Annotated in this window: 29 protein-coding genes and 2 tRNA genes; 14 read left to right on the top strand and 17 right to left on the bottom strand. The window is 37.9% G+C overall.

Translation table 11 applies throughout. From position 1 onward, the window contains the following. Positions 1 to 736: 736 nt before the first annotated feature. From ACNF42_RS05765 to ACNF42_RS05775, 3 genes are all read right to left on the bottom strand, one after another. Positions 737 to 883, bottom strand: a complete 147-nt coding sequence (locus tag ACNF42_RS05765) for a hypothetical protein (RefSeq protein WP_443339726.1) — start codon at positions 881 to 883, stop codon at positions 737 to 739. An 88-nt stretch (positions 884 to 971) separates the two neighbouring features. Then, entirely contained in the window at positions 972 to 1,211 is a 240-nt protein-coding gene (locus ACNF42_RS05770; protein ID WP_443339727.1) for a hypothetical protein, read from the bottom strand. 572 nt (positions 1,212 to 1,783) lie between these two features. Continuing rightward, positions 1,784 to 1,856 (bottom strand) — tRNA-Phe (locus ACNF42_RS05775). A gap of 235 nt (positions 1,857 to 2,091) precedes the next feature. Here ACNF42_RS05775 and ACNF42_RS05780 point away from each other — a divergent pair. After that, a complete protein-coding gene (locus ACNF42_RS05780) occupies positions 2,092 to 2,463 on the top strand; it encodes a nascent polypeptide-associated complex protein (RefSeq protein ID WP_443339728.1) in 372 nt (123 codons plus the stop codon). Positions 2,464 to 2,482: 19 nt separating this feature from the next. Beyond that, positions 2,483 to 3,838, top strand: coding sequence for a CCA tRNA nucleotidyltransferase (cca, locus tag ACNF42_RS05785; RefSeq protein WP_443339729.1), 1,356 nt, complete (start codon positions 2,483 to 2,485; stop codon positions 3,836 to 3,838). Here the strand turns inward: cca and ACNF42_RS05790 are convergent. The 3 genes from ACNF42_RS05790 to zfx form a co-directional block, all read right to left on the bottom strand. Further along, positions 3,806 to 4,000, bottom strand: a complete 195-nt coding sequence (locus tag ACNF42_RS05790) for a MoaD/ThiS family protein (protein ID WP_443339730.1) — start codon at positions 3,998 to 4,000, stop codon at positions 3,806 to 3,808. The two genes, cca and ACNF42_RS05790, sit on opposite strands and share 33 nt — an antisense overlap. A gap of 11 nt (positions 4,001 to 4,011) precedes the next feature. Next, positions 4,012 to 4,084 (bottom strand) — tRNA-Gln (locus tag ACNF42_RS05795). 15 nt (positions 4,085 to 4,099) lie between these two features. Continuing rightward, a complete protein-coding gene (zfx, locus tag ACNF42_RS05800) occupies positions 4,100 to 4,531 on the bottom strand; it encodes a zinc-containing ferredoxin (protein ID WP_443339731.1) in 432 nt (143 codons plus the stop codon). A gap of 479 nt (positions 4,532 to 5,010) precedes the next feature. On the opposite strand from zfx, the gene ACNF42_RS05805 reads away from it, so the two are divergent. The 3 genes from ACNF42_RS05805 to ACNF42_RS05815 all read left to right on the top strand — a co-directional run bounded on the left by ACNF42_RS05805 (position 5,011) and on the right by ACNF42_RS05815 (position 6,695). Beyond that, positions 5,011 to 5,223 carry a hypothetical protein gene (locus tag ACNF42_RS05805; protein ID WP_443339732.1) on the top strand — a complete coding sequence of 71 codons (213 nt, stop codon included), beginning with the start codon at positions 5,011 to 5,013 and terminating at the stop codon, positions 5,221 to 5,223. A gap of 311 nt (positions 5,224 to 5,534) precedes the next feature. Next, complete coding sequence (locus ACNF42_RS05810) at positions 5,535 to 5,723, top strand: hypothetical protein (RefSeq protein WP_443339734.1); 189 nt, start codon at positions 5,535 to 5,537, stop codon at positions 5,721 to 5,723. A gap of 102 nt (positions 5,724 to 5,825) precedes the next feature. Next, positions 5,826 to 6,695, top strand: coding sequence for a hypothetical protein (locus tag ACNF42_RS05815; protein WP_443339735.1), 870 nt, complete (start codon positions 5,826 to 5,828; stop codon positions 6,693 to 6,695). A gap of 859 nt (positions 6,696 to 7,554) precedes the next feature. Here the strand turns inward: ACNF42_RS05815 and ACNF42_RS05820 are convergent. Both ACNF42_RS05820 and ACNF42_RS05825 read right to left on the bottom strand, forming a co-directional pair. After that, a complete protein-coding gene (locus ACNF42_RS05820) occupies positions 7,555 to 8,484 on the bottom strand; it encodes an ABC transporter ATP-binding protein (protein WP_443339737.1) in 930 nt (309 codons plus the stop codon). Beyond that, positions 8,481 to 9,341 (bottom strand): ABC transporter permease, encoded by an 861-nt coding sequence (locus ACNF42_RS05825; RefSeq protein ID WP_443339738.1) that lies wholly within the window; start codon positions 9,339 to 9,341, stop codon positions 8,481 to 8,483. Before ACNF42_RS05825 ends, ACNF42_RS05820 begins: the two co-directional genes overlap by 4 nt. Positions 9,342 to 9,425: 84 nt before the next feature. Between ACNF42_RS05825 and ACNF42_RS05830 the strand changes: the two genes are divergently transcribed. Further along, complete coding sequence (locus ACNF42_RS05830; protein ID WP_443339739.1) at positions 9,426 to 10,718, top strand: APC family permease; 1,293 nt, start codon at positions 9,426 to 9,428, stop codon at positions 10,716 to 10,718. On the opposite strand, the gene ACNF42_RS05835 is transcribed toward ACNF42_RS05830, so the two are convergent. Further along, positions 10,693 to 11,868: a trans-sulfuration enzyme family protein gene (locus ACNF42_RS05835; RefSeq protein WP_443339741.1), complete on the bottom strand. Its 1,176-nt coding sequence runs from the start codon at positions 11,866 to 11,868 to the stop codon at positions 10,693 to 10,695. The genes ACNF42_RS05830 and ACNF42_RS05835 overlap by 26 nt on opposite strands. 107 nt (positions 11,869 to 11,975) lie before the next feature. On the opposite strand from ACNF42_RS05835, the gene tmk reads away from it, so the two are divergent. After that, positions 11,976 to 12,611 (top strand): dTMP kinase, encoded by a 636-nt coding sequence (tmk, locus tag ACNF42_RS05840; protein ID WP_443339743.1) that lies wholly within the window; start codon positions 11,976 to 11,978, stop codon positions 12,609 to 12,611. Here the strand turns inward: tmk and map are convergent. After that, positions 12,606 to 13,478, bottom strand: coding sequence for a type II methionyl aminopeptidase (gene map, locus ACNF42_RS05845; RefSeq protein WP_443339745.1), 873 nt, complete (start codon positions 13,476 to 13,478; stop codon positions 12,606 to 12,608). The genes tmk and map overlap by 6 nt on opposite strands. A 71-nt stretch (positions 13,479 to 13,549) precedes the next feature. Continuing rightward, positions 13,550 to 14,185 (bottom strand): helix-turn-helix transcriptional regulator, encoded by a 636-nt coding sequence (locus ACNF42_RS05850; protein ID WP_443339746.1) that lies wholly within the window; start codon positions 14,183 to 14,185, stop codon positions 13,550 to 13,552. Positions 14,186 to 14,287: 102 nt separating this feature from the next. On the opposite strand from ACNF42_RS05850, the gene ACNF42_RS05855 reads away from it, so the two are divergent. Together ACNF42_RS05855 and ACNF42_RS05860 are read left to right on the top strand one after the other, a co-directional pair. Then, a complete protein-coding gene (locus ACNF42_RS05855; RefSeq protein ID WP_443339748.1) occupies positions 14,288 to 14,605 on the top strand; it encodes a Rieske (2Fe-2S) protein in 318 nt (105 codons plus the stop codon). Continuing rightward, on the top strand, positions 14,602 to 16,311 hold the full coding sequence (locus ACNF42_RS05860) for an FAD-binding protein (RefSeq protein WP_443339749.1): 1,710 nt from the start codon (positions 14,602 to 14,604) through the stop codon (positions 16,309 to 16,311). Before ACNF42_RS05855 ends, ACNF42_RS05860 begins: the two co-directional genes overlap by 4 nt. Here the strand turns inward: ACNF42_RS05860 and ACNF42_RS05865 are convergent. Next, positions 16,292 to 16,894: a hypothetical protein gene (locus tag ACNF42_RS05865; RefSeq protein WP_443339751.1), complete on the bottom strand. Its 603-nt coding sequence runs from the start codon at positions 16,892 to 16,894 to the stop codon at positions 16,292 to 16,294. The two genes, ACNF42_RS05860 and ACNF42_RS05865, sit on opposite strands and share 20 nt — an antisense overlap. 43 nt (positions 16,895 to 16,937) lie before the next feature. Here ACNF42_RS05865 and ACNF42_RS05870 point away from each other — a divergent pair, with 43 nt between their 5' ends. Continuing rightward, the gene (locus ACNF42_RS05870) at positions 16,938 to 17,552 is read left to right on the top strand and encodes a GNAT family N-acetyltransferase (protein WP_443339753.1); all 615 of its coding nucleotides are present in this window, start codon (positions 16,938 to 16,940) and stop codon (positions 17,550 to 17,552) included. Positions 17,553 to 17,618: 66 nt separating this feature from the next. Next, the gene (gene pyrG, locus ACNF42_RS05875; RefSeq protein WP_443339755.1) at positions 17,619 to 19,223 is read left to right on the top strand and encodes a CTP synthase; all 1,605 of its coding nucleotides are present in this window, start codon (positions 17,619 to 17,621) and stop codon (positions 19,221 to 19,223) included. A 156-nt stretch (positions 19,224 to 19,379) separates the two neighbouring features. On the opposite strand, the gene ACNF42_RS05880 is transcribed toward pyrG, so the two are convergent. From ACNF42_RS05880 to pdo, 3 genes are all read right to left on the bottom strand, one after another. Beyond that, positions 19,380 to 21,353: a 3-hydroxyacyl-CoA dehydrogenase/enoyl-CoA hydratase family protein gene (locus tag ACNF42_RS05880; protein ID WP_443339757.1), complete on the bottom strand. Its 1,974-nt coding sequence runs from the start codon at positions 21,351 to 21,353 to the stop codon at positions 19,380 to 19,382. 4 nt (positions 21,354 to 21,357) lie between these two features. After that, a complete protein-coding gene (locus tag ACNF42_RS05885; protein ID WP_443339759.1) occupies positions 21,358 to 21,693 on the bottom strand; it encodes an SCP2 sterol-binding domain-containing protein in 336 nt (111 codons plus the stop codon). Positions 21,694 to 21,767: 74 nt separating this feature from the next. Next, positions 21,768 to 22,424 carry a protein disulfide oxidoreductase gene (gene pdo / locus ACNF42_RS05890; protein ID WP_443339760.1) on the bottom strand — a complete coding sequence of 219 codons (657 nt, stop codon included), beginning with the start codon at positions 22,422 to 22,424 and terminating at the stop codon, positions 21,768 to 21,770. A gap of 534 nt (positions 22,425 to 22,958) precedes the next feature. Between pdo and ACNF42_RS05895 the strand changes: the two genes are divergently transcribed. Both ACNF42_RS05895 and ACNF42_RS05900 read left to right on the top strand, forming a co-directional pair. After that, positions 22,959 to 23,276 (top strand): hypothetical protein, encoded by a 318-nt coding sequence (locus ACNF42_RS05895; RefSeq protein WP_443339762.1) that lies wholly within the window; start codon positions 22,959 to 22,961, stop codon positions 23,274 to 23,276. Positions 23,277 to 23,287: 11 nt separating this feature from the next. Then, positions 23,288 to 23,569 carry a hypothetical protein gene (locus ACNF42_RS05900; protein ID WP_443339763.1) on the top strand — a complete coding sequence of 94 codons (282 nt, stop codon included), beginning with the start codon at positions 23,288 to 23,290 and terminating at the stop codon, positions 23,567 to 23,569. Positions 23,570 to 23,603: 34 nt separating this feature from the next. On the opposite strand, the gene ACNF42_RS05905 is transcribed toward ACNF42_RS05900, so the two are convergent. Together ACNF42_RS05905 and ACNF42_RS05910 are read right to left on the bottom strand one after the other, a co-directional pair. Next, positions 23,604 to 23,789, bottom strand: a complete 186-nt coding sequence (locus tag ACNF42_RS05905) for a hypothetical protein (RefSeq protein WP_443339765.1) — start codon at positions 23,787 to 23,789, stop codon at positions 23,604 to 23,606. A gap of 91 nt (positions 23,790 to 23,880) precedes the next feature. Next, entirely contained in the window at positions 23,881 to 24,003 is a 123-nt protein-coding gene (locus ACNF42_RS05910; protein WP_443339766.1) for a hypothetical protein, read from the bottom strand. Positions 24,004 to 24,250: 247 nt separating this feature from the next. On the opposite strand from ACNF42_RS05910, the gene ACNF42_RS05915 reads away from it, so the two are divergent. Beyond that, positions 24,251 to 25,407: beta-propeller fold lactonase family protein (locus tag ACNF42_RS05915; protein ID WP_443339767.1), on the top strand; the 1,157-nt coding region annotated here is incomplete at its 3' end.

The raw sequence follows: 25,407 nt of genomic DNA on the forward strand, positions 1-25,407 counted from the left end.
CAGTTTTTTCAATTACCTGATTCTTTGATGTAATGGTGGGAAATACCACCATTATTAATAAGCTTTCTCCCTGTTCATGAACCAGTAATAAAGCCGCAAATCAGAAATTAATGGTGGTAAAGATTCGGAAAGTCAGGTTACTAAAATTTTGACAAAAGTATCGGCTTCTGATGTATGGTTCGGAACAGCAATGCTTTCAGGACTGGCCGCAGGATACCTTAATCATGAAGAGAAGAAAACTTATAAATAGCAATGTGAGATAAAAGAACGTGTATAGAAGGAAGAAAGTGGACATAATCAAATATCTGTATATTGCAGGTATGATTGGAAGCATTCTTCTGATACTCAACGGAATAGGAATCATCTGATATATTATATTTTATAATTGAGGCTTTCCCCGAGTGTAAGCGTTATATCCCTTGTGCAAAGTCCCAGCATGTCAAAATATACATTTTGACATGTCAACGTTGATTTGAAATTTGACTTGAATAAAAACGAATTGACTGAAAACTGTGTAATTTAAATAGGTTTAGATAAAGTTGAATGCGCCAAAAGCGTACGCCAATAAGAGCGCACCGCTTAGCATCATTATATATGAAAGAATAAGAGTTGACTTACTCTTTTGAGTTTTTGTATAAGACTGATCCACGGATATAGAATGCGCCAATAAATATAAATTTTGTCTACTCTTCCCCATGGAGGTACAGAGCCACACCACCACTGATTAGGGCAACACTTATCCATGTAACCCTGCAATTAACCTCGCAAATCCAAAAATATCCATTGCAGCAGGTATTGATAAGACTTCGAATGCGGCAAGGAGGCTCAGAAGCGATGCATCACCAAGAACATGCTTTAGCCGAAGGTGAAAGGAATCAGCCACCTTCCTTCATTTGCTTTGTTTCTTAATCTTCTTTGTTATTTCTATCCACCTCCATATTCAATTCTTTGTAGGCCATACTAGCCAATTCTTAAAGAATGCCTTCGGGCTTCTTGTTCATTTTTTGACCCTTCTGGATCATTTTCTCAACAATTAGATCCATTATTTCTTCCTTAGCCATTCCTGGAAGATCTTTTGCAATTAAAGGATCAAAAGTATCCGTTTCAGATGATTCTTCAGTGTTCTTAGAATTTTGATTTATATCAAGTGGGTCATCTGGCCGGACACGGTCACCACGACTACCTTCGTTTTCGTTTTTCTCTATATACATAGACCGAAGGGGAAGGTATGAGGGAGCGGTCTCCCTTTGAAAAGCGTCCTTCGTGATGAGTGATTTACCACATAATGACTCTAATTCATCCTCTTTCTATATATTTCTTTATTAGACTTAAGGTATACGAAGATGCTTGGGTTATATCCGTATATGATGTAGTCTTCAAGGAATAGCTATCATTAAATTTTTTTAAGACCTCTTGAATTATAAATTTCTGGGTCGCTCTAAAGTTCCCGTTGAAAAGAAGGAATGTTATCTTATCTTCATTTACAGAAAAAACCGTAAATAAACTTCTTTTACCAATGGTATCTAAAGTTTGCCCCTCTAGGGTTTTGCAGTATTTTATGAAATCATCGTAATTAACATCCATAGATATCTTCTTTGCATCTATTTCATGGTAAATAATCTTTATGAATTAGATGCTTGAAGGTGTAAAATTTCCTGTTTTATTTAGTAACCTTAACTCGCTAATTCTTAGGTAATATGTCCCAGAATTTGCACCCGTAACATATAAAGTAATTGCGAAAAAAGGTTTCTTCAGATATGCAAGGATTTAACCAAGTATGGAATGCCGTGAGCCGGGATTGAACCAGCGACCTCCAGATCTTCAGTCTGGCGCTCTCCCTACTGAGCTATCACGGCTTAGTATGGAATAGTCTCCAAATACTCTCGCTTTATTTAACATTTGCGAGATTTACCAAATTTTTCAACTTTAACAAAATGGTATATGCATCCTTAGTCGGACAGGAATTAATTTTGACTCCAAAAAGAGCCCTTTTTTAAACCCTTGTTAATGGTAAATGTATTTTGAATTGAAGCATCTTTTCCTTTACCGAATCACAATAAATAATTTATCCTGAGTTGTATTGGTAGTTTTATGTTGCCTGGAAAGATGAATTCAAGAGAAATGAGAAGAATGATGCAGCAAATGGGCATAAAATCCACAGAAATGACTGACGTGAAGAGAATAATCATGGAAGCAGGTCCAAAAAATTATATTATTGAAAATCCACAGGTGATAGCAATTGAGGCTCAGGGGCAAAAAACATTCCAGATCACAGGTAATATAAAGGAAGTTCAATCAACAGTGAAAAAAGAGGAAGAGAAAAAGGAGGAATTTCCCGAGGCTGATGTTAAGCTTGTTATGGAACAGGCTAACTGCTCAAGGGAAAAGGCCCTGGCATCTCTTCGCGCAAGTGAGGGAGAACCTGCGGATGCAATAATGAAAATTCTTTCTGAAAAATCATAAAATAAATAAGCGTGAATTTATGGAGGCCTCCAAAAGCAAAATCGATTTCAATTATGTCCTTAATAGATACCTCCCTAGTCAAAGAGAAAGAGAGGAAAAAAAGGAAATTTCAAGCATAATAATTCGCAGGATAGATGATAGGTTGCAGCAGATGGAGATAGAAGCTGATTCTATCCTTGTTGGGTCTCAATCGAGGGGAACGGAATTAAAGAACAGTGATCTGGACATCTTTATAAGATTCTCAAAGAAGTATTCAAGGGAAGAGATTGAAAAGATCGGACTTAACATCGGTTTTGAAATAATACCGGATGGGCTGGCCAAGTATGCGGAACATCCCTATGTTTCAGGTCTGGTGAATGGAATTAAGGTGGATATAGTGCCATGCTACAAGGTTGAAATGAACAGTGGCATAATATCCTCAGTTGATCGTACACCTCTTCACACCATATACATGCAAAAGGTGATGAGTGAAGAGATGAAGAGGGAGGCAGTACTTTTAAAACTATTTATGAAAAGGCAGGGGATATATGGTTCAGAACTGAAAACATCAGGGTTTTCCGGATATGTCTGTGAACTCATAATTCTGGAATTCAAAAGTTTTCAAAAGTTCATGGAATATATTTCCAATTTAAAGGGAAATCTTATCATTGGGAGAGAGAAACTAACTTCAAGATTCAATTCACCAGTAGTCATAATAGATCCTGTGGATGAACAGAGGAATGCAGCAGCTGCTGTAAATGAGACAAATCTCTCCGTATTGAAGGTGGCCTCAAAGTTCTATATAAACGATCCAGACATTTTCTTCTTTACCTATGATCAAGAGGTGAATATTGATTTTAACGCCATAGAAGAAAGTTACATTGCAATTTTAAGATTCCCAAGGCCAGACATTATAGATGACATCCTTGCACCTCAACTTGAACTTGCAAAGAAGAGTATTGTAAATCTATTGATTTCAAAAGGCTTTCATTACATTAACAGTCACATTTTATTAAACTCAGAAAATATGGATATATTGATAGAGTTGGAAGATGGAAAACTTAAAAAATTCGAAAAAAGGGAAGGACCACCGGCTGAAAATTCTAATTCCATTTCCTTTATTAATAAGTATTCTAACAGTAAATTGAGAAGGAGGGGTCCATACATTGAATCCGGAAGAATTTACTTTGACATTTATCGTGAGGAGACTGAATTCAAAGAAATATTAATGAACAATATTGGGAAATTGAATCTCGGACATAACATAAATAAATTGAAGGACAGCATTGAAATAATGGATGTTTGGGAAAAAATAAAGGATCAGAAAAGCTACAAGGAATATATGAGTTACAGGAGGCCTATTCTACCCGCCAGAGAAGATCTCAATAAAAGCTAAATCATCGTCGGGATTGGCAATTTCATCACCTGTAACCGGAGTTCCATTCAGCAGGGATACAAATCTTTCTTCAGAAAGCCTGAGCTGTTCCATTATATCCTTGACCTTCATACTCTTCTCCAGACGCTCAGAGAATCCCGTTCTACCTACAACTCGGATCATATTAAAGTCCACAGCCCCGGGCAGATTTGAACTGCCGTCATCGGATCCAAAGTCCGGTATGCTTGGCCACTACACCACGGGGCTATAAAAAATATGTGTTTATGGTGTTATTTTGATTGCTCTTGTCGGGCAGACACTCTCGCATGCCATACAGAATATGCACTCGTTTTCCCTTACAGGATCGCATTTGTCAGTTCTGTATTTCGCGTATAATTCTTTGTCACCAGAGATGTCCTTACTGTTGCCTGTTCCCATCTGTCCTGGGTTCAATACCCACTCATATAGGCTAACTGGGCAAACATCCATGCACGCACCATCTGCTATGCAGGTTTCCCAATCAACTGCTACCTTGGTTCCGTGAATCCCATTCTTGGTAGGATATGGCTTTCCATCTGCATCCATTCTTTGAATGCCTTCAGCTCTTACCTCATGGTCATGGTGCTTACCAGTAACCGGGTAATTTGTGGTATCCTCGGCAAAATTTTCATCTATTGGCTTTGGTTTGTAGTCTAGATCTTCAAGCTTAACCATTCAATCACCTAAAACCATATTATTAGATCGTTATTTAATCATTTGTATGTATTTATTGGAAAATTGAGAAGTGGGGCAGCAATAGTTTTAATCGCCAATCTATATTTCACTGTATTTTATATTAAGGGATTATGTGCTTACAAGCATCAGGTGGTGAAATAATCTATCGTAGGATGTTTAGATATTTACTGTATTTTTATGCTCTGAGGAATAATGTGGCCCTTAAATCCCTTCCCGAGAATAATTTTGCTTCATAGTTGTTTATGTTAACGTTCGTTTTCAACACTACATTATAGGGATTTTAGAGAACATAAATCAACAAAGGTTCATTACTTCCCTTAGAAAGAGTTAGACAGATCCAGTTTTTCAGAATGATAGGGGTATTTGTGTACTACCTTTGAAACGATTCAGCTTTTTCGTAAATAAAATCTAATCATAGTTCATTACTGGCATTTTTTATTTACAATAATTACATATTCATGGGCAAACCCGAAATCTTCAAAATTCAGGGGAAAATCATAGAAAAAGTTCTAAAAAGGACTATAAGAAATCTCGAGAGAATCTCAAATATAATAAGCAGGCTTCTATTCATAAGATACAGGTATGAAGGCGATCATGTAGAAAAGGCTTCAAGAAAATTGGGTACAAAAAATACGATGGGCTATTCATGGCAGAAGAGACAAAATCATTAAGGATACCAGGGTCTTAATACCGGGATATTCAAGGAGGTGGTCATCAAAGTTGTCAGAGAGGCAGGAAACAACACTGAAGAAAACTCAAAATGGAAATTATACAAATGCATATGTGAGAGACATTATATGAAGTGAATATGGAAAAGAATATGCAATGAAACGGGGGTGGATAATTATGAAAAGAATGGTATTAGGAATGTACATTCAAATGCTCAAACAAAACCTCAAAATTATGAAGATATGATAATAAAATGATCTAATTAACTATAAATACAAGTTATAATCTATAGTATAAAAAAAGGCATGGAAATATGCAAAGTACATACGAAAATAATAAAAAAAATAAGAAAAATGTAAACGAAATTGTAAATGAAATTCTAGATTGCGATTATGTAGAAGTAAGGAAAAAACCTAAAAAAAGTGGGGATTACCTTCCTTCAGTAAATATACTGACTGGGAAACGAGTATATGAATACCCAATTAAGAAAAACAAAAAATGATTTTCATAAAGGGTAGTGTTATTGTTTTACTTTCCTGCCGGCTTAGAAATCCTGACAAGACGAATTAGCTATAACCATCCAGCACGTGAGTCTAAAAAATACGTGACAGAAGAATTAACGTTCCAAAATCGAAGTAATGACGAAATTAATGAGATTATACTACAAATTGATGATTTTAGAAATGATTTAGATATACTAGATAAAAAGAATACAAATGTTGTATATCTACCTAAAAGCGAAATATTGAAAAGAAATAACGGGAAAATTAATGAGGAAATCATAAATCAATTTAGATCAAATGAAATTTATTTATTGTGGATTATTTTAAATGAGCCATTACCTCCTGGGCATCAAGAAAAATTGTTTATGAACTATATCAGTGAATCAAAAATAAAGCGAGGCATTATATTTCAGGAAGCACAGTACTATGATAAAATTAGTTTTTATGATAAGGAGACTATAAGTATCTTTTCAAATCTTGAGGAGGGATTAACAATTAGTAAAAGTCCTTCACCCTTTGCAGTAACTAAAAATCAAGAAATGGTTTTTTTTATAGATAATAAAGGTTCAAATTCTCAGGACAATGAAGTGACTTTACGTCACAGTGAAATTCACTGGAATTATGATCCATATTCTAACATGTTTCAGTATTCTATTTCGGGAAATATAAGGACAAAATACAATATAGATTACATCGTTCACAAGTATTTCCTTACGCCTGATAGAGAGGAAGAGTATCTAATAAGCACGTTACTTTTTTTTGCACTATTATTTCCGGTTGTTTCTGAAGTATTATTGCGATTTTCTCATTTGAGTAATGCATCCTATTTTTTCGATATACTTGAAGTAGAATTTGTCTTAATTCTGACACTTAGCTTTGCACAATTAAGAACAAAATTAATTAATTACAGGTCAATGCTTACGGCATCTATAATGTTAATATTGGTATCTTTTTTCATATATGTTGTGTGATTGATAATAAACTAAATAATATGACAATTTAAATAATAAACATTACCTGCGGTTTTTTCTAATACCCTGGAAATAAGACGAATCATCCTGCTTTCCATTGGAAATGATCATAATTCAGTATATATTTGCATTAACACATAAGTTACATTATAATCTTTTTTAATCTTTTCTTTTAAAGAATCTCATAAATGTGTCTGCTTATTTCCTACTTACCAGCGTATATTTTGTATACTTATCCTATGACTATTTTATCCCCTTACCAAGTCTATTCTCAGCTATTGGTATATCCAATTACAATGATTCATAAAATAAAAGAAGCCAAAATGATTATTCAAATTTAAAAACGCATTTCCTCAAAGTATAGGGAGAATTAAACCCTTTAATAATGATCAAGCAACGATGGTTTATACCAATATGTGATTGCACAACTTTCGCACTCCATAATACATTATAGAGATCTTAGGGAATATAAATCAACAAAGGCTCATCACCTCACTTCGGTTGAGTTAAAGAGATATAAAATTAAAGAAGGTGAAGGAATAAATTCAATCTCTCATCATAGATTTTCACTGGCAATTTTCTGAGATTAATAGATGGAAACAGAGATGAAAATTTGAAATAACCTTGAAACAGTATGGCGGAATATGAAAGGAACGAAATATTAGCTCATTTCAAGGGGTGCCATAATGGATTCTGCCATTACTTTTCATATGGATGATCATAATATTGATAATGGTGATAAAATTCAATATAAAATAAGTAAGTTACGCACGCATTGGAATAATTCCCTTCTAAAAGCCATTTCAGTAAAGACCAAGTAATTCTTTCAAACATCGAACCAAAAAAATAAGGATTATAATTATCTGTTTTCCCTTATTAGATTTACAAAGGCCTCTTCAAGAGAAGACTCGTAATCGGAATATGATATCACTCTTCCCAATCTCATGCATTGATTTAGTATCTGTGCCTTATTTTCAAGGGCTCCATCGAAATAGACAATGAAAGAATTTGCAGATTCCTCCTCTATTTTCTCCGCACTGACAAGATTTGCATTTAACATATCTGAAAGTGGAACCTTATCCAGAAATTGAACCCTGACACTTTTAGAGTTGAATTTTCTCTCTATTTCTCTGGTCTTATCTTGCACAGCCAATCTTCCGTGATTTATGAAAATTATATTTTCGCAGGTATCAGTCACTTCCTGAAGGAGATGGGAGCTCAGCATTATCATATGTTCCTTCTTCCATTCCAGGATAACATCACGAATGATTTTTCTCTCAGCCGGATCCATACCGTTTGTCGGTTCATCCAGAAATATGATGGATGGATTGTTTAGAAAGGCAGCTGCAAATACAACTCTGGCCCTTTGACCCCTTGAAAGAGTGCCTACCTTTCTGGAAGGATCAGGGATCTCCACTTTTTTCCCAAAGTTTTCAATGTGATCTTCCACATCTTTTTTCTTCATTCCCTTTAGTTCACCCACCATCATCATGGACTCCTCAACCGTCAGGGATGGATATGGTTCCGGAGTTTCCACAAGGGCTCCAATTCCTGAAAGAATTCTCTTTCTATCTTTGACTATGTCGTAACCTCCAATTTTGACGCTTCCTGTGCTCGGTTTTATGAGTCCCGTCATCATTTTAAAGGTCGTGGTCTTTCCGGCTCCATTTTGACCAAGATAGGCAGTAGCACCCGCGCCTTCTATATGGAAACTGATGTGATCCACAGCTTTGAATTTTCCATAAATTTTTGAAAGGTCGTTCACTTCCAGGCTCATACTGATGCTCATTGCGGCCTCACCTCCTTAACCCTGAATATTACGTATGACAAAATCAGGGAAATGATAAGATACCCTCCCATTATTACGTTTCCTTCCCATATATAGGGTTGATAGGTTGTTATGGAAATTCCACCGGGAACATGTCTGATCAAAGTATGCTGAATTGCAGATGGATTTAGTATTTCAGTCACAACATCACTTCCATAGGTGAGTATAAACCAGGGTTCAATATTGGTAACTTCAAGTATTACCGATATAATGTTAAAAACAATGACGAATACGATTACGGAGAAAAGAATTCCAATTAGTGGGTTCTTGAATAGAGAACTGAAGAGAAAAGCAAGAGCCATGAATGCTCCTATTAGAAAGAGTGCTTCAACAATGGATGGAAGTATATTCGGAGTTATTGTTCCGTAAAAATCCTGACTTAAACCTGCAACACCAGCATATTCAATCAGTATGAGCGCAAAGGCAAGTAAGACTGCGGCAAGATATCTTCCAATTAAGATTGAAATCTTTCTCACTGGTTGTGTCATTATGAAATATCCCGAGTTTGTTCCTGTTTCAATGCTTGTAGCATCACCACCAAAAAAGGCAGCAACAACTCCGATGGAAAGAACAAGGGTGCCGGAAAGACCTCCGGAAACAAATGCTGCTGAATTTGGAATTCCAGCTGTGCTCTTTGCTACACCTTCATATAGGTCTATCCCCACTGTAAGAGATGTAATAAGTGCAACAATTATTAGCATTGCAATGAATCGTCTAGTCTTCAGATAAAACTTGATCTGGTATTTCATTATTATGTACATTGATCTCAGGTCATTCATGTAACCGAAATCATTCTGGTTTGAGGCATAAGATTCCATTATGGGTATATATCGATAATCGATATAAATTTTCTTAGAATAGATACATAGAAAAACTAATTCCAGATTAAAATATGCCACTCCATGCTTAATAAGTGGCAGGCTACTTTTATTGGTCTTGGGAATATAATTGGTGCCGGCATATTTGTGCTGGCAGGAACCACAATAAGAGATGCAGGACCAGGAGCCATAATTGCCTTTATAGTTACAGCCATACTGGCTCTTACCATAGCACTGAACAGTGCCGAGTTGTCATCAAAGATCGTATCTCACGGCGGTCTTTATTCATTTACAAAAGTATCCCTTGGCGATTCCGCTGGTTTCGTAGTTGGATGGCTCAGAGCCATATCTTATGCAATTGCGGCATCTGCAGTTAGCATAGGATTTGGCTCATATATGCTGTCATTCTTCAAAATTCCATCATACGGAATAATTATTCTGGCTGCAATTCTTATAATGATAGCCACTGCCCTTGATTATGGAGGCATTAACGGGGTGGCAGAGGTTGAGCATGTTCTTGTATTCATAACCATCATTGGTCTCATTTCTTTCATTACTGTGGCAATTTTCTATGGACACTGGACATTTTCAAGATTTACGCCCATTGCACCAGATGGTCCAGAGAGCATCATTGAAGCAGCTTCACTGGCATTCTTCGCCTATTCTGGGTTCAATACAATTGCGACACTTGGCCCTGAGGTTGAAAATAGCCGAAAAAACGTTCCCTTTGCCATTTTGGCTGCATTAATTATAAGCACAACCCTATACATAGTGATTATCTTTGGGATGCTTGCCCTCATGCCATATTCAAAGTATGGAATCACAGCTGATCCTCTTTACAATGCCCTGGTTTTTGCTCATGCTCCTATAATTGTAGAATATATTGTTGATCTGGTTGCCATAATAGCAACCTTCACAGTTACAGTATCAATGATAGTTGCAGGTTCCAGGACGCTTCTTCAGATGAGTCAGGATAAATTATTGCCAAAATGGATTCAGGGAAGGCAAGCAGATTCACCAAAAAGAGCAACTCTCCTTGTGGGAGTGCTTGCAGTTGGATCACTTTTTATAGGAAATGTTCAGAGCATTGCACTTGCCTCCAATTTTGGTGTCATCTTCTCATATTCACTTACCGGACTGGCCGTGGTAATACTAAGAAGGAGAAAGATGAAAGGTGAATTCTCCTCACCGCTTTATCCGATCACTCAAATTGTTTCCATATTACTCTCGGCCCTGATCATGTTTGCCCTTGGAGAAAAAGCCTTTTATATTGGCACTATAACCATATTAATTGGTTTCTTCCTCTATTATATAGAAAAAGAGAATAGAGTTAAGTCAAATGGCGGCAATTCTAAGCTATCTGTGAAAGAGATCTAGAAATATCCTCAATAAGATCGTCGGAATCCTCAATTCCAACAGACAATCTCACCATATCTTCGGTGACTCCCATAATTTTTCTATCCTGAGGGTTAACTGAACCGTGGGAAGTATCAACGGGTAAGGTCACAAGTGATTCTACACCACCAAGACTTGGGGCGGGGGATATGTGTTTAAGGGCAAATATGAATTTCCTGGCACCTTCAAGCCCGCCCTTTACTCTGAAGGATAACATTCCTCCATATCCCTTCAGATTCCTCTTTGCAATTTGATGATATGGACTGTCTTCAAGTCCAGGATAAAAGACCTCCAATACATTTGATTGTTCCTGCAGAAATTCTGCAATCTCCATTGCGTTTTTGTTGTGTCTTTCCATCCTTAATCCGAGAGTTTTCATACCTCTCTGAACAAGATAAGCCTGGAAAGAGTCTATTGTACCGCCCAGGTTTTTTCTCATGTCAAACTGTAAAGTCAAATCCCTGTTGCTTCCAATAAAACCAGACATTGTATCGGAGTGGCCGTTTAGATACTTTGTTCCGCTATGTACAACAAAGTCAGAGCCCATTTCAAGAGGATTCTGATTAAAAGGTGATGCAAATGTTGCATCTACGATCAGTGTTACCCCCTCTTCCCTGCATTTCTTTCCAATATTTTTGATATCGGCCACTTTTATGGAGGGATTTGTGATGCTCTCAAGGTATACCGCACCATATTCCTTTGAGCTTATTTCCATATCATTCAATGAATCTGTTGTTACAAGTTCAACCATATTCCCGGACATTTTCGTGAATTTATTCTTGAAGAAACTTAAGGTTTGACCGTAAAGGTCTATGACTGAAAGAATCTTTTTCCTATTCATATCAAGAGATAACATCAATGTGGTAATGGCAGCCATACCACTGCTAAATGCAAGAGAATGGGTTGCCCCTTCAAGTGATGCGTATTTCTCCTCCAGAGCAGTTACAGTTGGATTCCCCCACCTTGAATATATATAGGAATCCTTCGTATTCTTATCTTCCTTTCTGGATGGGTTATTATTTGGATAGATGAAGGTGGCATTTTCAAAAATGGGTGTTACCACGTTCCCATAATCCTCATCCTTTATCTCTCCCGAACCAACAGCCCTTGTGTTAAAACCAGTACCAGACATATGCGTATAATCAGATGTTGTTTAAATCATTTTTGAAAGATTTTTCTAATCTGGTCTTTTGATTTGACTTCAAGGTCATTTCGCCAAATCTAATATATACCAAGACAATGAAGATTGGCAGGAATAGAATGGAGGGCAAATTCATAGTTCTGGAGGGAATAGACAAATCAGGAAAAACTACACTTTCCCAATCCATTTTTTCGAAACTGGTTTCAATGAACCGTGATGTTGTATTGACTCATGAACCCACCGAGCACATTGACGAAGGTCTTCATATACTTAATAGATTGGATAAGGACGAATCCCTTATTCTTACAGCTATGTTTCTTCGGGATAGGTTGTGGCACAACAGGGAGATAGAAGACAACCTGAAGAGAAGGAGGACAGTAATATGTGATAGATACACCCTCTCAACCATGGCATATCAGGGAGTGTACCTAAAAGAATTCTTTTCTGATTACCAATCATTTTACAAGTGGATGAATAGCACACTTTCCATATCCCATATACAACCTGATCTCACAATATTCATAGATTTCAATTCTGAAATGTTCAAGGATCGATTCAATTCATCAGGGAAATTGAAGATGTTTGAAAAGGCCGATTATCTGAAAAATGTTTATGAGATATACTTGGAGTCAATAAAAATGGGTCTGTTTTCAAAGGAATTTCTTATGATACCTGGAAACTTATCAATGGAAAAAACCCTCGAATTGGCCATGAAAAAGATACTGGAACTATAAAGTGGTAACAATAACCTGATCCCCATCAAAAAGAATAGTATGTTCAGCCTGGGAGATCATGGCTCCCTTATGTTCCTTCAGCACAGAGAAATGTGATATCTGCTTCATGAAGAGATTTTTTCTCAGATAGTCCTTATAGTCAGGCATAACCCTGGCAAGCCATCTTTCTGCAAAGGGAAGAGTGTTAAAGTTTTCAATTACAGGATCTCCCTTCTTTGGTTTTGTTCCACTGAATATGTAAATGTTTCCTCCTGGTCCGTTGTGTATCATCCCTATACCAGTGGATGCAAAGGGTTCTATGGCAATGAGCTGGCCAGGTTCTATTCTCCTTCCATTGCCATCGTCATAATTGGGAATGAATATGGTTGAATGGAGGTCGTATCTTTTTATGCCATGGCCACCAAGATTTTTAACCGGCTTGAAACCGAAAGATTCAATCTTTGAACCTATGGCAGCGCCAATTTTTCCTATCTCAACGTTTGGTCTCAGCACCTTTAAGGCTGCATTCAATGCCTCTCTCGAGCAGTCTATAAGATCACTATACTGCCCCTTTCCTCCAACCTCCATGGAGGCTGCATTATCTGAAATATATCCGTCCACCTGAGCCCCTATGTCCACCTTAACGAGATCACCTGTTTTGAATGTTTTTTTGTCATTAGGCGCAGGTGTATAATGAGCCGCTTCATTGTTAATTGAAAGATTAAGCGGGAATGAGGGTTTTCCTCCATTTTCAATTATGTAATTTTCAGTTTTTTCGGCAACATCCAGAAATAGGGCTCCTGGTTCTATGAGGGTTTGGGCATATTCCAAAGCCATCCTTCCAAGTTTTCCAGCCTCTAGGATCTTGTTTTTTTCCTGGGCATCCATGTATGGTTATCACTGAATCAAATTTATAACATTCCATGAAAATCTATTCTGAGTCTATTCCTTTTAATATATCAGTACTTTTCCTTTATGAGGAATGTACATCCGTGAACATCGTCGAAGACCGTCTTTACTATGGAAACTTCCATTCCAAGCAAATCCTCGAAAAATTTTCTTTCATATTCACAGGCTGTTCTGTATTTTTCAGCTATTTTTATGAGTGGACAATTATACTCCTTCAACTGGTAAATGCCCTCGCTTATATGGTCGCTTTCAGCTATGTACCCTTCCCTGTCCCTTATCTCAGCAAGCTTCTTCACCATTTCTCCATAATCCAACTGATTCAGGGTATTCTTATATTTTGTAATGAGTTTATCATTTCTCATTTCCATGATCCTGTTTATGATTGAACATCCGAAATTCTCTTCTATGTAAGATAGAGCCTCCTGTGCAATTTGCTGATAAATGTTCTGAAGTTCACTGGCTGCATTTTCAGTTATAGAAATTCTACAAATTGGTCTTCCTCTCCCAGTGGTAACATATGTCCTCTGTACATATCCCTGTCTTTCCAGTGAATATATATGCTTAAGTACGGCGGTTTTTGATATTCCAAGCTCCTTTGAAAGCTCTGAAAGGGAAGGATTTCCTATTTTCTTGATTCCTTCAATGACTTTGAGGCTTGATCTGTTGGTTCTTCCAGATTCATCCACGTAACTCCATATTATAAACTTTATTAATCCTTTTCATTCCCTTGTGATCACATCACATTTAAACTTCAATAATTCTAAATACCTTGGAATTATTGAACAACTATGACTTGGTACAAAGTGGGAAAAGAGAGCAGTCTGAAGGACGGAGACCTTGCAAAGGTTAAGGCAGGAAATACTGAGGTATTGATCATCAGGGATGGCAACAACTTCTACGCCACATCATATTTGTGCACGCACGAAGAATACGATCTTTCTGATGGTTTCATGGATGACCACCAGTTAATATGCCCAAATCATTTTGCAACCTTTAATCCCACGGATGGAAGTGTAATAAGCCCTCCAGAAGGTTCTGGTGACATCTCTCCCCTCAAATCATATCACGTAAAGGTAGAAAACGGGGATGTGATGGTTGAAGTATGAAAATACTAGTTTTGGCTAAACAGGTTCCTGATGTAAATAAAATTAAATTTGATCCTTCCACAGGGAGAATAATAAGAGAGAATGTACCTCTCAATATGAATGCCTATGACCGAAGGGCACTGGAGGAGGCAATAAGGATTAAAGAAAATTCAGGAGCGGAAGTTGAAGTTGTTTCAATGGGTCCTCCACAGGCATCAACAATGCTCAACGAAGCTCTGAAAATGGGTGCAGACCGAGCCTTTCTGATAACTGATAGAAAGTTTGGGGGATCTGATACCTGGGCGACATCCTATATACTCTCAAAATTCGTTCAAACAAGAAATCCTGATCTAATACTGGCAGGAAGGTATTCTCTGGATGGAGAAACATCTCAGGTACCACCTGAGACTGCAACAATGTTAAACATGGATTTCTTTTCCAACGTGGCAAAGATTGAATTTAAGGAAGATAGGGTTGAGATAAGGCAGGAATTCGAAGGCGGAATAAGATATATTGAAACAAAGCTTCCCCTTTTGCTGTCTGTAAGTGAAAAGATTAACAGAGCCAGGAAGGTGGATGAGAATGCGCCCGATATGACGGAAAGGATTGTAACTGTTGATTCCAGGACTCTGAATCTTGATTTTGACGGTAGTAAAGGATCACTGACTGTGGTTGATGGCACGGAGTCCATAAATAATCAGAGAAAGGGTGAATTGATCAATGAAGAAACGGCTCTTGAAATGATATCTGAGCACATAAAAAACAGGAAAAAGGATCAAAATATCGACATGGTCAAAATAAATGGGGATTTTTCCAATGGTAATATTCTGGGGATAGCTATTGGTGATCCGTTTACTCCCATGGAAATAGCATCAAAGCTCAACGAAGTTGCATTGGAGGAAAAATTCAGAGTGGTTATGGCAGGAAATATAAAACCAGAAGATCTCCAGGGCATGACAGCATCAGAATACATATATTTTCAAGGTGATGACATATTCTCTCTGGCAGAGGAAATTGACCATATAATCGCTGAGAAGAATCCTGATTTTGTCCTTTTTCCCTCAAACTCCATGGGGAGGGACATTGCAGGAATTATAGCTGCAAAACGTTCTCTTGGACTTACTGCCGATTGTGTGGACATCAGATATGAAAAGGGAAAACTTATTCAGTTTAAGCCAGCCTTTGGTGGAGGAATAGTTGCAAAAATATACTCAAGGACAAAGCCAGAAATGGCCACAATCAGACCAGGAATGTTCAGAATGAACATAACAGATCAGTCTTTTTCAGTTGAAACAAGAAGTCTCCCATCTTCTGGCAAATACAGGATAAACAAGATTGAAATGATTGAAAGTCGTTTTATTCCGGTGCAGAAATCACCTGTTGTTGTTGGTATAGGAAGGGGAGTAAAGGGAAGAGAGAATATAGAAAAGATAGTCAAGTTCTGTGAGGATAATGGTATCGCAGTTGGTGCCACGAGACCTGTAGTCGATATGAGGCTAATGCCAAGTCAGACCCAGATTGGTATAACGGGTGTATCGATTTCTCCAGATCTTTACATTGCCATCGGTATTGCCGGCATGGATAACCATATGGCCGGGCTGAGGTACGCTAAGACCATACTGGCCATAAACAATAACCCTGAGGCCCCAATATACCACATGGCGGATTACGTTTGCAATTGCGATGCGGTGGAATTTATCAACAAGCTTAGTACTCATCATCAATAGAACTTTCTCTTCCAGGTCTTTTTGGTTTATTCTGATTTTTTCCTGTTTCTTCCTCATATTTTTGAAGAATTATGCCGCTTATCATTATGGCAGTTGCAAATACCTGTGCACTGACATTTGGCATTCCCATACCGTAAAGGGCAAACCATATGGCCAGTCCTCCCACAAATGCAGCAACATACAGGGATACCTTTTCAAATCTTATATAGGCAATCACCACAACAATGAGTGCTACTATGGCCGCAAAAACTATCCCAGCAGGTGTGAAAATATAAATGCCAAGTCCAATCCCCCCACCCAGTGCAACACACACAGCAACCTGGGCTACAAAGGAAAAGATAAGTCCACCAAGAACTGCTCCAATTGCCAAAATCAGGATATCTGGTGCTCCTGTAACATGCAATCTCACGATCAAAAGTGCGGTAATCACAAAACCTATGTACGCTCCAAGAGCTACAGTTATGAATTTCCATGCGGTCTTTCCCCGGAAGGTCAGGGCAATACCTATAAGAATTAATACGAGGTATATGGTGAATTGAGAATAACCGAAAATTTCCTGTGGAAGGAGAGAATGAGAAACCATATTTAATAAATATCCATAAAATAACCAGATATTTAATTCTTGCATGCTCCAGTTGTCAGTTCAAAGGATGCGAATCAATACCATTAATAATATAGAACCAAAGGATCGGTTTCCCATGGAACCAGTTTTGATTAAAAAGGGGAAAATATCCTCTCTGGGGATACTTACCAGGGAGGATGCACCCTATCTTTACAGAATAATAAATGATCCAGTAGTTCACAGAACCCTTTCAACACCGGGAAAGATATATTCACTGGTTGAAGAGTATGAATGGATAGATAATTACGCAAACATTGCAGGCAAATCTGTCAATCTAAGCATAAAATATAATGAGACCATGGAAACCATAGGCGTAATAGGCGTAAATGACATTGATAAGGATCGAAGGGGGCACATCGGATACTACCTGAACAGCAATTACTGGGGTAGAGGGATAATGACAGAGGCCACATCCCTGATGGTTGAATTCGCTTTCAGAGAGATGAATCTGAGGAAATTGTACACTAACGTATATTCCGTAAATCCATCATCCATGAGAGTATTGGAAAAGAATGGCTTCCAGAAGGTTGGTTCAATGAAAAAGGATCACTATGTTCCGGGAAACGGATTCGTTGATGTGTTCATATTTGAACTACTGAATCCAGATCAAGACCAATAGAATGGAGTTTTACAAAAGGAACAATATTACAATTAAATTTAATATTTAATTACAATTCAGTGAAAAATGAAATATATTGTTATAACTGGAGGTGTTCTTTCGGGTATAGGAAAGGGGACGATTGCCTCCAGTCTTTGCCACATCTTATCCAACAGTGGTTTGAAAGTTAGTGCCTTAAAGATTGATCCCTATCTGAATTATGATGCTGGTACAATGAATCCCTATCAGCACGGGGAGGTCTTCGTACTGGATGATGGAAGTGAAGTTGATCTTGATCTTGGCAATTATGAAAGATACCTTGACAAGAGTCTATCCGGTGACAATAATATAACTACAGGAAAGGTTTACAAGGAGGTCATAGAGAGGGAGAGAAGGGGAGAATATCTGGGCAGTACAGTTCAGATAATTCCCCATATTACCAATGAAATCAAGAGAAGAATAAGAAAGGTATCACTTAAGGAGGAACTTGACCTGCTTGTGATTGAAGTTGGAGGAACAGTTGGAGATATAGAATCAATGCCATTTCTAGAGGCTCTAAGACAGTTAAGGAGGGAAGAAAAGGGGCAGGTCACATTCGTTCACGTAACACTTGTTCCGGAAATTGGCAAGGAAATGGAACAGAAGACAAAACCAACACAGCACAGTGTAAAGGCACTGAAGGAGATTGGTATTCAGCCTGATATACTGATGTGCAGATCAATTAAACCATTAACGGGGGATTCGAGGAGAAGAATTTCACTTTTCACAGATGTACCTGAGGAGGCCATTATAAGCGTATATGAGGCTGAGAACGCCTATCAGGTACCTGAGATAATAGAAAAACAGGGAACCATAGAAATAATAAAAGAAAACCTCAATCTTCAGACATCAAACTTTGTGGATACATGGACACAATACAAGGAAAAGCTAATGAATCCTGATGAAAATGTTGTAATAGGCATAATAGGGAAATATACGGAACTTCACGATGCCTATATCAGTCATAAGGAGGCGTTCAATCATGCAACCGGAAACACTGGTATCGGAGTCACACTCAAATGGATAGATTCTGACTTGGTTAAGGATAATATATCCATACTGAAGGACCTTGACGGAATTCTTGTAACCCCAGGTTTTGGATACAGAGGCGTTGAAGGGAAAATTTCCGCAGTTAAATATGCAAGGGAGAACAATGTGCCATTTCTAGGTATCTGCCTTGGTTTTCAGGTTGCAGTCATTGAATTTGCCAGAAATGTTCTCGGAATTAAGGACGCAAACAGCACAGAATTTGCAAAGGATACGCCCAATCCTGTAATCGATATACTGCCTGAGCAGGTAAATGTTAAGGATATGGGTGGAACAATGAGATTGGGTGCCAAGGAGGTGGACATATTAGAAGGTACGCTTGCAATGGAATTGTACGGGGAGAAAAAGATATTCGAGAGGCACAGACACAGGTACGAAGTAAATCCATCCTACATTGAAATTATAGAAAAGCACGGTATGATATTTTCCGGAAAGGACGATCAGGGGATTAGAATGGAGATACTTGAGTTGAAGGATCGAAAGAATTTCATTGCTTCTCAATATCACGCGGAATTCAAATCAAGGCCACTCAATCCGTCAAGACTGCACATGAATCTTGTCAAATGTGCACTTGAATATAAAAAATCAAGAGAGACAAAAAATTAAAATCAAATTTTTAAATGTGAAATAAGATCAAAGTGGAATGAAATTCTTATTCCCATAATAATTTTAAAAGCAGGATTTTCTTAAAAGAAAAAGTCTTTTTAATGGAAGAGCAAAACAGAGTATCACTCTTTTTTCAAGGAAATAAATTTGAAATTTTTACCTGAATCTGTATTCAGGCTTTCTCTTCTGTACAAAGGCGGAGATACCCTCCATAAAGTCCTGGGAGGTATATATTGTACCCATGGCTATGGATTCCATTTCAAGGCCGACATCCATGGGAACTTCAGAACCCTTGTTCAAAAGGCGTTTTGTCAAGGCAGCTGCAATTGGGGAAACCTTTTCAGCCAGTTCTGATGCAAATTCCATTGTCTTGGTTCTGATCTCCTCATCGGAATAGAGTTTGTAAACAATTCCAAGTTCTGCTGCTCTCTTCCCATCAAACTTTTCTCCTGTCAATATGAGAGAGGTAGCCCTTGATAGGCCTATCAATTTTGCAAGCCTCTGACTTCCGCTCCATCCTGGAAGGAGTCCCAGTGTCACCTCAGGGAAGCCTATAAGGCAGTCTGGAGTTGATATCCTTATGTCACAGTTAAGGGATAGTTCGAAACCGCCACCAAGGGTATATTTTCTCATTTCTGCGATCACTATCTTTGGCATTTCAGACAGTTCCCTGAAAGTTCTTTCACCTTTTCTGGAGTTCTCAATAAATTCAAAGGCATCTGGAATATACTGTGTCAGTTCAGCACCTGCTGAAAACACGGCGTCATTTCCTGCAACCACCACAACTCTGGCCTCCCTGTCGTTCCAGAGTTCCTGAATGGCCTCGTGCAGCTGGTCGAGAACCTTTCCGTTTAAAAGATTATTTTTTCCATTCCTGATCTCTATTCTGGCAACCTTTCCTTCTCTGACGATTCTGACAAGTTTTTCCCCATCTTCCTGAACCGACTCTTTCTTCTGAGTCTTATCATTCTTTAAACCGCCCGATATTGCCTCCTTTAAAAGACCATTTTCAATGGATTTGGCAGGCCTGAACACCTCAACATGGAACTTTTCATAAAGTTCATTCAGTTTGTCCTTAACTTCCTTATTTGTGAGTCCCTTCGCCACAGAAATTGGTCCAAACGGCCTGTTCATTCCAAGTGAATATCCTTTTTCTATGTCGTCAGGAGTTGCAACTCCGTCCTCTATTAACTTAACAGCCTCGTTAATCTCAAGAGCAAAAACATCTAGCAGCTGAACCTTTGAAGATGGTTCAGATTTTGGTATCTGGGCCTTATTATTCTCCCATTTGTAAAAACCTGTTCCGGTCTTAATACCCAGCCTGTTCTCTTCCACCATCTTTTTTATTATGGTTGTTTTCCCATAGTCGGGGCTTAGGGTTTTTGCATAGTATTCAAGAGAGTGAAGAACAGTATCCACGCCAACATAATCCATAAGTTCATACGGTCCCATTGGAAGGCCCTGTCCCTTTGCAAAGTAGTCTATGGCCTGCGGTGTATCAACCTTATTATCCAGAAGAAGGATAAAATAAAGGGATTCAGGTGCACTTATTCTGTTCACCACGAATCCAGCAGTATCCTTAAAGACTCTTATTGGCGTCTTTCCGATTTTCTTGGAAAAATCATAGATGGTCTCAAAAACAGCCTCCGATGTCTTTTCTCCCCTTATTACCTCAACAAGTTTCATCAAAACTGGTGGATTGAAGAAATGCATTCCACCAAGTCTTTCCGGATTCTTGAGAACCTTTGCAATTTCTGTAATTCTTATGTTTGATGTGTTTGTTGCTAAAATAGCATCTGGTCTGGCTACTTTCTCAATATCACTGAAGACCTTTTCCTTAAGCTCCGGTATTTCAGGGACGGCCTCTATAATTATATCGGAATCCTTAACGGCCTCATCAAGTGAGCCTGTAAAACTAAGTCTTGAAAATACATCCTTTACATTATCTTCCTTAATCTTTCCAGATTTTACTAGTCTTTCAAGACTGTTCTCTATGGATGCCCTGCCTTTTTTCAATGCCTCAGGGAAACTGTCATATACAGATACGGTAAAACCTGCCTGTGCAATTACCTGAGCTATCCCACTTCCCATTAAACCTGAACCAATAACCGTTGCCTTTTTTATATCCATGAGATCACTTCCTCATTTTTTTAACTATTCCTGTTATTTTTGTTGCACTCATGAGGTCACCAGAGATTTTGATCTTTCCTGTCATATAGGACATCACAGGGTCTATTTTACCCGTAAAAAGATTTGTGAGAACCTCATCAGTTGCCGTTATTGTTGCGGTGGGTTTTTCGTCCTTGCCCATGGAGAACTTTACCTCTCCATTTTCAATTTTAACAAAATACTCCTGCCCATCGGTTGGAACAAACTGAAAAGACTTATTCATTCCGGCAATTTCTTTCTTAACACTTTCATTATTCCCATATTCATCAAGCATTCCCTTTAAAATTTCACCTGACGCCATATTGGAATAGTGCTGCAGATTTAATAGGTTTATTGGTTGTTAAATATTATTTTTGTATTTAAAAAAAATGATTTTCAGTGTTTGTCACTGACTGCTTCAATCACATATGAAAGGAATTCATCCTCAGGAAGGGCACCTACAAATTCTGTGTCCTTATTTATGGTTATATGTGGAACGCTTGAAACTCCAGCTTCCTCTGATTCCTCTTCAAATTCATAGGACTCTACCATATCACTGACTATATTTTTGTTAACCAGGGAAAACTTGTGAGCTGTTCTGACTGCTGATGGGCAGTAAGGACACGTTGGTGTTATGAAAACTCTTATGTTTACTGGTTTTTCAATGGCTTTCAGTATTTCCACTGTCTTCTCCTTCAGTTCCACGTTTCCCGTGGAAAAGGTTTCAATATCCTCTATCAAGGAGCTGAACTCATAGCCTGATGGGATGCCAAAGTATCTCACATTTCCATCAGGAAATCTGTCAGATATCAAAACAGTCACGGGACTTTTTTCCACATTATACTTTTTTGAATCCTCATCTCCCACCTGATGTACCTCAAGTTTGATCTTTGGGCTGAGTTCTGTCATTTCCTGCAGGAGACCAAGCGTGTCTTTGCAGTAAGGACATTTTTCATCATCCTGTGTGAAGAATTTCATTGTAACAGGATCCTTTAATACTTCTGCAAATTTTTTTGTTAATTTTTCTCTATATTCATCACTTATTAATGCCATGATAGGTGCATTCTTCGATTCTATTAAAATATTATTAATACTAATAATATAAAATAATCTGGAACTTATAGTATTCCTAAAGTTATACTATCCACGTGATAAAACATTAAGCATACCAGATGACTCAATATGCTAACATTCCGTTATTTCTTATTTATATCTCGCACCGAGTGTTGGAAACAATGTGGATAAAACAGTGACTTAATTTTCCTCCCATACTTTTCAAACAGAACTCAATAATATCTGAATTACAATGCAAAGATTTAGAAAATTAACCACATATAATCTTTGTATTCGAGTAAAGGTTATCTGATAGTTTGAAATGGATACATCGGTTTATAATATTAATGAGAATTTAGCAATGGAGATGGAGCGATTAGAGAAAGCCAATATTTCATATTCGGCAAAGTAATTTATAAAGGAATTTCTTGAATCGGTCTCAGTTAAAGAAGTTATACTCATAGAATCTATTCATATGCAGTAATATAGGGTCTTCTCGCAGAGTTTTTGTGAGATGCTTTCCTGAATCCCAATTTGAAAAATATAACGAAATTGATTACAAAGCTAAAAACGACAAAGTCCAGAAGAAACGGAACGTATTCAGCAAATAAGCTCCGTGATTTCAAGATGGGGCTGAAGAGGTTCTATTTCTCGAAATTTAAGATCATCTGTCCTGAAATCGCTAATCTATTGAAAATTAGGGAATCGAAAGCAAATAAGCGTTCTGAGGATTTTTCACAATCTGAGGTTATGGAAATATTGGCTTCAGCCAATTCTCTGAGGGATAAATTTCTCATTGCACTTGCACGATTCTGGATGCAGGGTATCGGAGTTTCTGAGATTGTGAATTAGAGATGTATCTTTTGATGAATATGGAATCAGGATACATGTTAAGAGAAAGACAAGAAAAAAATGTGAGATTTGCAGCTGATTCAGTGGCATTTTTCAGTGATTGGACAGCAGCACATCCGCAAAGAAATAATCTCAATGCTTATCTTTTAATAAATCTGGATTCTGTAGCGTTCAAAGGTGGAGATCCAATGGACTATGATTCGGCTCAGAAAGTCTTGAAAAATGCAATTGCAAGGTCTGGAATCGATCGAAGGATTATCGATCGAAAGATTCATTGGCATTTATTCCAGTGAAAATGCGAAATTATGAACCGGCGTTTACATTTCGTTACCCTGAAATTCTCATATCATTAATCTTTCCGTATCTTGTCCCAGGATCTCTTTCATAATATCCATTCCTTGATCCCTTATTCTCTTCAAGGTATGCCTCTATCTCTCCATTCATGAGAGATTCCATGAACTCCTTCACTGTCTTCCTTACAATTTCCAATATCTTTTTATCAAACTCTTCCATTATTCATTGCCTCATTTCGTTGTTTTAAGGTGGCATCCTCTTATATTTCATGAAATTTATCCATTGATGAGGGAATGATTCCATGTTAATGTTAAACAAAATTTTGGATACTGTCTTCATCTCCTGTTATTTCGGAATCCATCCACCTTTTCCTGCTTCGCTGTCTCTTTGTCCTCATCCTCGTTTCAATCCACTCATGCTGACTTCTACTCACCACACGTGTGGCACTTCATGTCTCTCATTTCATCCGGGATGCTCCTTTCAACATGGACAGTGTTGGCAGCAAAGCCCTGAATTTTTCATATTGTATTATAACACTTAATTTCCTTTGACAGAAACTTCTTAAGAAGAAAATTGAACAAGAAACAAAATACAAGGGAATAACAGCCTTTTGTAGTGATAAATTTAATGCAATTTTGGAAATTCAAAAAAACTTTTAAACTCTATATATATCCCATTATATGAGAAAAATACTCGTTCCAAGAAAGATGCTTTTGCTTCAGGTATTTGTCGTTATTGTAGTTTGTGCATTTCTCATGACTCCATTTCTGTACTCAACGGATCATGTTAATGGGACTACCATAACGAAAATACATTCCAGTATTACGCCAATGGTTCAGAGCAACAATTCATCAGAAGCCGGTTATGTAAAATATACTCTTTTCCTGTGGAACAACACACTGCTGAACGGTAATGTAGTAAATTCGGGAAATGGATATTCTCCATATGGAGTATCTCCCGATTGGTCCAACGGATACATATATGTGGCGAGTGATGTTTCCAACAAAGTATCCGTTATAAACGGTGCAACCAACAAGGTTGTTTCAACAATTTCAGTCGGATCAGAACCAGAAGGGACAGCCTTCGATCCATCCAACGGATACATATATGTGGTGAATGATGTTTGCAACAACGTCTCCGTTATAAACGGTGCAACCAACAAGGTTGTTTCAACAATTACAGTCGGATCAGAACCAGCTGGAGTAGCCTTCGATCCATCCAACGGATACATATATGTGACGAATTATGGTTCCAACAACGTCTCCGTTATAAACGGTGCAACCAACAAGGTTGTTTCAACAATTCCAGTCGGATCAGAACCAGAAGGGACAGCCTTCGATCCATCCAACGGATACATATATGTTACGAATTATGGCTCTAACAATGTCTCCGTTATAAACGGTTCAACCAATAAGGTTGTCTCAACGATTCCAGTCGCATCGGGCCCAAATGGCGAAACCTTCGATCCATCCAACGGATACATATATGTTACGAATTATGGCTCCGACAGTGTATCCGTTATAAACGGTGCAACAAACAGTGTGGTTTCAACAATTTCATTCGGATCAAATCCATATGGAGTAGCCTTTGATTCATACAACGGATACATATATGTGACGATTGAATTTTCCAACAATGTCTCCGTTATAAACGGTTCAACCAACAGTGTGGTTTCAACAATTCCAGTAGGATCAGCACCAGAAGGAGTAGCCTTTGATCCATCCAACAGGTACGTATACGTCACGAACTTTAACTCAGGATCTGTAAGTATAATATCCTCTGGAAAACCTGTTGCACCCTATTCAGTAAAATTCAATGAGACAGGATTGCCATCAGG

Origin of the sequence: Cuniculiplasma thermophilum (assembly GCF_052315355.1) — an archaeon.
GTDB lineage: Archaea > Thermoplasmatota > Thermoplasmata > Thermoplasmatales > Thermoplasmataceae > Cuniculiplasma.

What these genes read in the sequence shown, in the direction of transcription:
- tmk (WP_443339743.1), top strand. Translation starts at nt 11,976, where the DNA reads ATGAAGATTGGCAGGAATAGAATGGAGGGCAAATTCATAGTTCTGGAG.
- ACNF42_RS05810 (WP_443339734.1), top strand. Translation starts at nt 5,535, where the DNA reads ATGCAAAGTACATACGAAAATAATAAAAAAAATAAGAAAAATGTAAAC.
- ACNF42_RS05780 (WP_443339728.1), top strand. Translation starts at nt 2,092, where the DNA reads ATGTTGCCTGGAAAGATGAATTCAAGAGAAATGAGAAGAATGATGCAG.
- ACNF42_RS05770 (WP_443339727.1), bottom strand. Translation starts at nt 1,211, where the DNA reads ATGTATATAGAGAAAAACGAAAACGAAGGTAGTCGTGGTGACCGTGTC.
- ACNF42_RS05790 (WP_443339730.1), bottom strand. Translation starts at nt 4,000, where the DNA reads ATGATCCGAGTTGTAGGTAGAACGGGATTCTCTGAGCGTCTGGAGAAG.
- zfx (WP_443339731.1), bottom strand. Translation starts at nt 4,531, where the DNA reads ATGGTTAAGCTTGAAGATCTAGACTACAAACCAAAGCCAATAGATGAA.
- pyrG (WP_443339755.1), top strand. Translation starts at nt 17,619, where the DNA reads ATGAAATATATTGTTATAACTGGAGGTGTTCTTTCGGGTATAGGAAAG.
- pdo (WP_443339760.1), bottom strand. Translation starts at nt 22,424, where the DNA reads ATGGCATTAATAAGTGATGAATATAGAGAAAAATTAACAAAAAAATTT.
- ACNF42_RS05825 (WP_443339738.1), bottom strand. Translation starts at nt 9,341, where the DNA reads ATGGAATCTTATGCCTCAAACCAGAATGATTTCGGTTACATGAATGAC.
- ACNF42_RS05860 (WP_443339749.1), top strand. Translation starts at nt 14,602, where the DNA reads ATGAAAATACTAGTTTTGGCTAAACAGGTTCCTGATGTAAATAAAATT.
- ACNF42_RS05865 (WP_443339751.1), bottom strand. Translation starts at nt 16,894, where the DNA reads ATGGTTTCTCATTCTCTCCTTCCACAGGAAATTTTCGGTTATTCTCAA.
- cca (WP_443339729.1), top strand. Translation starts at nt 2,483, where the DNA reads ATGGAGGCCTCCAAAAGCAAAATCGATTTCAATTATGTCCTTAATAGA.
- ACNF42_RS05855 (WP_443339748.1), top strand. Translation starts at nt 14,288, where the DNA reads ATGACTTGGTACAAAGTGGGAAAAGAGAGCAGTCTGAAGGACGGAGAC.
- ACNF42_RS05885 (WP_443339759.1), bottom strand. Translation starts at nt 21,693, where the DNA reads ATGGCGTCAGGTGAAATTTTAAAGGGAATGCTTGATGAATATGGGAAT.
- ACNF42_RS05805 (WP_443339732.1), top strand. Translation starts at nt 5,011, where the DNA reads ATGGGCAAACCCGAAATCTTCAAAATTCAGGGGAAAATCATAGAAAAA.
- ACNF42_RS05905 (WP_443339765.1), bottom strand. Translation starts at nt 23,789, where the DNA reads ATGGAAGAGTTTGATAAAAAGATATTGGAAATTGTAAGGAAGACAGTG.
- ACNF42_RS05870 (WP_443339753.1), top strand. Translation starts at nt 16,938, where the DNA reads ATGCTCCAGTTGTCAGTTCAAAGGATGCGAATCAATACCATTAATAAT.
- ACNF42_RS05880 (WP_443339757.1), bottom strand. Translation starts at nt 21,353, where the DNA reads ATGGATATAAAAAAGGCAACGGTTATTGGTTCAGGTTTAATGGGAAGT.
- ACNF42_RS05835 (WP_443339741.1), bottom strand. Translation starts at nt 11,868, where the DNA reads ATGTCTGGTACTGGTTTTAACACAAGGGCTGTTGGTTCGGGAGAGATA.
- ACNF42_RS05830 (WP_443339739.1), top strand. Translation starts at nt 9,426, where the DNA reads ATGCTTAATAAGTGGCAGGCTACTTTTATTGGTCTTGGGAATATAATT.
- map (WP_443339745.1), bottom strand. Translation starts at nt 13,478, where the DNA reads ATGGATGCCCAGGAAAAAAACAAGATCCTAGAGGCTGGAAAACTTGGA.
- ACNF42_RS05820 (WP_443339737.1), bottom strand. Translation starts at nt 8,484, where the DNA reads ATGAGCATCAGTATGAGCCTGGAAGTGAACGACCTTTCAAAAATTTAT.